Source organism: Stenotrophomonas sp. (assembly GCF_035634915.1).
Lineage (GTDB): Bacteria > Pseudomonadota > Gammaproteobacteria > Xanthomonadales > Xanthomonadaceae > Stenotrophomonas.
In genome coordinates this window covers 1-4,281 of the sequence record NZ_DASQCB010000007.1, presented here as the reverse complement: position 1 = coordinate 4,281, position 4,281 = coordinate 1, and the positions used below count along the sequence as shown (strand labels likewise).

The window sequence follows — 4,281 nt, the reverse complement described above, 5'->3', positions numbered from 1 at the left end:
GCCGGAACAAGCGCGAACTCACCCTGCATACGGATCTGGGCGATCTGTCGCTGTTCCAGTCGCAACAAGGAGAGCTTTGATGAACGCCTTATCGTTAATTAACCAGGCGCTGGCGTGGTATGTCATCAGCGCGGTGCTGGCGTGGGTGTGTTGCGCCCACCGGCCGCTCAGCGGTGCCATCGCCGGGATCGGCGGGGCGATTGCCAGCGCCATGGCAGTGGGGGCAGGGGCGATCGCGCTGCTCTCTTCGCAACCTCAGCACGCAGAGATGACCTGGCTTCACATCGGCATGCAGATGACCGGCATCCGCGCGGTATGGCTTATCGCCATCGGCCTGCCGGCGTTTCTTATCAGCCTGTATACCGTCGCCTGGATCCGCCCCCCGCAGGCCAGAAGCCACGGCCTGCTGACCAACCTGCTGATGGCTGCCGCCGTGGCCGCCATCATGGTCGATAACTTCGGCTGGCTGGTGGTGATGGCCGAGGTGATGGCCCTCTGCGCCGCGTTTCTCACCGGCTGCGCCCAGTCCGGCAAGCTGTGGTTTGTGCTGGGTCGTCTGGGGACGATCCTGCTGGCCATCGCCTGCTGGCAGGCGTGGATCTACTACGGCACCCTGAACTTCGGGGCGATGAGTGCCCTGGCTACCGCCCAGGCACCGGGGGCCAGCATCTGGCTGCCAGGGCTGGCGGGCTTTGGCCTGCTGGCCGGGGTGATCCCGCTGCACGGCTGGGCTCCGCAGGCCCATGCTAACGCCAGCGCCCCGGCGGCCGCTCTGTTCTCCACGGTAGTGATGAAGGTCGGTCTCTACGGCATGCTCACCGTTTCCCTCAGTGGAGCCTTACCGCCGCTGTGGCTCGGGGTGCTGCTGCTGGTGATGGGGATGCTCACCGCCTTTATCGGCGGGCTGTACGCCCTGATGGAGCACAACATCCAGCGCCTGCTGGCGTACCACACCCTGGAAAACATCGGCATTATCCTGCTCGGCCTCGGGGCGGGCGTCACCGGTATTGCGCTGCACAGCAACCTGCTGATTGCGCTCGGCTTTACCGGCGGACTCTACCACCTGGTCAGCCACGGGCTGTTTAAAACCACGCTGTTTCTCGGCGCGGGCGCGGTGTGGTATCGCACCGGCCATCGCGACATCGAGAAGCTCGGCGGCATCGGCAAAAAAATGCCGCTCATCTCGCTGGCCATGCTGGTGGGATTGATGGCGATGGCGGCCCTGCCGCCGCTGAACGGCTTTGCCGGCGAGTGGGTGATCTATCAGTCCTTCTTTAACCTCGGCACTCACGACGCCTTTGTTGCCCGTCTGCTGGGGCCACTGCTGGCGACCGGCCTGGCAATCACCGGCGCGCTGGCGGTGATGTGTATGGCGAAAGTCTATGGCGTCACCTTCCTCGGTGCTCCGCGCACTGTCGAAGCCGAAAACGCCCGCTGCGCGCCGGGGATGATGACCTTCAGCACCGTGCTGGCGGCGCTGCTCTGCGTGGCGGGCGGCGTGGCGGCCCCGTGGTTCCTGCCGATGATCAGTGGCCTGTTCCCGGTCAGCGGCGGTGAGATGTCCACCGTCTCGCAGCCGATGATGACCCTGCTGCTGCTCGCCGGTCTGCTGCTGCCGTTTATCGTGATGGTGCTGTTCAAAGGCGACCGTCTGGCGAACCGCTCCCGCGGCTTTGCCTGGGTCTGCGGGTACGATCACGAAGCCGCGATGGTCATCACCGCTCACGGCTTTGCGATGCCGGTGAAAGAGTCCTTTGCCCCGGTGCTGAAGCTGCGCAAGTGGCTTAACCCGGTGCGCCTGATCCCCGGCTGGCAGTGCGACGGTACCGCCGTGTTGTTCCACCGTATCGCCCTGATTGAGCTGGCGGTGCTGGTGGTTGTCGTTATCTCCCGAGGAGCCTGAGCATGAACCTCATCTTTGCTTTGATTCAGGCGCTGGTGCTGTTTGCCGTTGCGCCGCTGCTGGCGGGCATTACCCGCGTGGCGCGTGCCCGCCTGCATACCCGTCGCGGGCCGGATATCTTCCAGGAGTACCGGGATCTGATTAAACTCCTGGGCCGCCAGAGCGTGGCCCCGGCGGCCTCCGGCTGGGTCTTCCGCCTGATGCCGTTTGTGATGGTGGCGGTAATGTTTGCCATTGCCACCGCGCTGCCGGTGATCACTATCGCTTCACCGATGCCTGCGCTGGGGGATCTGATCACCCTGATCTACCTCTTCGCTATCGCCCGCTTCTTCTTCGCCATTGCCGGGCTCGATACCGGTAGCCCGTTCACCGGGATTGGCGCGAGCCGTGAAGCGATGCTCGGCGTGCTGGTGGAGCCGATCCTGCTGCTGGGTCTGTGGGTCGCCGCCCAGGTGGCGGGCAATACCCACATCAGCGCCGTGACCGCGACCATCTACCACTGGCCGGTGGCGCACTCCGTGACGCTGCTACTGGCGCTGTGCGCCTGCGCCTTCGCCACCTTTATTGAGATGGGCAAGCTGCCGTTTGACCTCGCCGAAGCCGAGCAGGAGCTGCAGGAAGGCCCGCTGTCGGAATACAGCGGCGCGGGCTTTGCGCTGCTTAAGTGGGGCATCAGCCTGAAACAGCTGGTGGTGCTGCAGATGTTCGTCGGGGTGTTTATCCCCTGGGGACAGATGACGCAGTTCTCCACAGGCGGCCTGCTGCTGGCGATCGTCATTGCCGTGGTGAAGCTGGTCGTGGGCGTGCTGGTCATCGCCCTGTTTGAGAACAGCATGGCGCGCCTGCGCTTTAACGCCACCTCACGCATTACCTGGACCGGTTTCGGTCTGGCATTTTTAGCTTTCGTCTCCTTGCTGGCGGCGTGACTGTAGAGAATAACCATGTCTGAAGAAAAAGTTGGTCAACACTATCTCGCCGCACTGCATCAGGCCTTTCCGGGCGTGGTGCTGGATGAAGCCTGGCAGACCCAAGATCAAATCACCGTGACGGTGAAAATTAACTACCTGCCGGAAGTGGTCGAGTTCCTGTACTACAAACAGGGCGGCTGGCTGTCGGTGCTGTTTGGCAACGACGAACGCCAGCTCTGCGGCAGCTACGCCGTCTACTACGTGCTGTCGATGGAGCAGGGCACCCGCTGCTGGCTCACCGTGCGCGTGGAAGTGGACGCCGACAAGCCGGAGTTCCCGTCCGTCACCCCGCGCGTGCCCGCGGCGGTGTGGGGCGAGCGCGAAGTGCGCGACATGTACGGCCTGGTGCCGGTGGGCCTGCCGGACGAGCGCCGTCTGGTGCTGCCGGATGACTGGCCGGACGAACTCTATCCGCTGCGTAAAGACAGCATGGACTACCGTCAGCGCCCGGCTCCGACCACCGACAAAGAGACCTACGAGTTCATCAACGAACTCGGCGACAAGAAGAACAACGTGGTGCCGATTGGCCCGCTGCACGTCACCTCCGATGAGCCGGGCCACTTCCGCCTGTTCGTCGACGGCGAGAACATCATCGACGCCGACTACCGCCTGTTCTACGTCCATCGCGGGATGGAGAAGCTGGCCGAAACCCGCATGGGCTACAACGAAGTCACCTTCCTGTCGGATCGCGTCTGCGGCATCTGCGGCTTTGCCCACAGCACGGCCTACACCACCTCGGTGGAGAACGCGATGGGGATCGTGGTGCCGGAACGCGCCCAGATGATCCGCGCCATCCTGCTGGAGGTGGAACGCCTGCACTCGCACCTGCTGAACCTCGGCCTGGCCTGCCACTTTGTCGGCTTCGACTCCGGCTTTATGCAGTTCTTCCGCGTGCGTGAGACCTCCATGAAGATGGCGGAGATCCTCACCGGGGCGCGTAAAACCTACGGCCTGAACCTGATCGGCGGCATCCGTCGCGACCTGCTGAAAGAGGACATGATCGCCACCCGCCTGCTGGCCCAGCAGATGCGCCGCGAGGTGCAGGATCTGGTGGATATCCTGCTGAGTACGCCAAACATCGACCAGCGCACCGTTGGCGTGGGCCGCCTCGACCCGCAGATCGCCCGCGACTTCAGCAACGTCGGCCCGATGGTGCGCGCCAGCGGCCACGCCCGCGACACCCGCGCCGATCACCCGTTTGTCGGCTACGGTCTGCTGCCGATGGAGGTCCACACCGAGCAGGGCTGCGACGTGATTTCCCGCCTGAAAGTGCGCATCAACGAGGTCTACACCGCCCTGAACATGATCGACTTCGGCCTCGACAACCTGCCGGGCGGCGAGCTGATGGTGGAAGGCTTTACCTATATCCCGAACCGCTTTGCGCTGGGCTTCAGCGAAGCGCCGCGCGGG

3 protein-coding genes are annotated in these 4,281 nt (G+C 64.1%); all 3 read left to right on the top strand.

The window, feature by feature from the left end:
- Positions 1–79: 79 nt before the first annotated feature.
- Positions 80–1,903: a formate hydrogenlyase subunit 3 gene (gene hycC / locus VER16_RS06135; protein ID WP_324806325.1), complete on the top strand. Its 1,824-nt coding sequence runs from the start codon at positions 80–82 to the stop codon at positions 1,901–1,903.
- 2 nt (positions 1,904–1,905) lie between these two features.
- Positions 1,906–2,829 (top strand): respiratory chain complex I subunit 1 family protein, encoded by a 924-nt coding sequence (locus VER16_RS06130; RefSeq protein ID WP_324806323.1) that lies wholly within the window; start codon positions 1,906–1,908, stop codon positions 2,827–2,829.
- A 15-nt stretch (positions 2,830–2,844) separates the two neighbouring features.
- On the top strand, positions 2,845–4,281 hold a 1,437-nt coding region (locus VER16_RS06125; protein WP_324806322.1), incomplete at its 3' end, for a hydrogenase large subunit.

Bases quoted from the DNA above. Each gene is read 5' to 3' on its own strand.
- hycC (WP_324806325.1), top strand. From the start codon at position 80: ATGAACGCCTTATCGTTAATTAACCAGGCGCTGGCGTGGTATGTCATC.
- VER16_RS06130 (WP_324806323.1), top strand. From the start codon at position 1,906: ATGAACCTCATCTTTGCTTTGATTCAGGCGCTGGTGCTGTTTGCCGTT.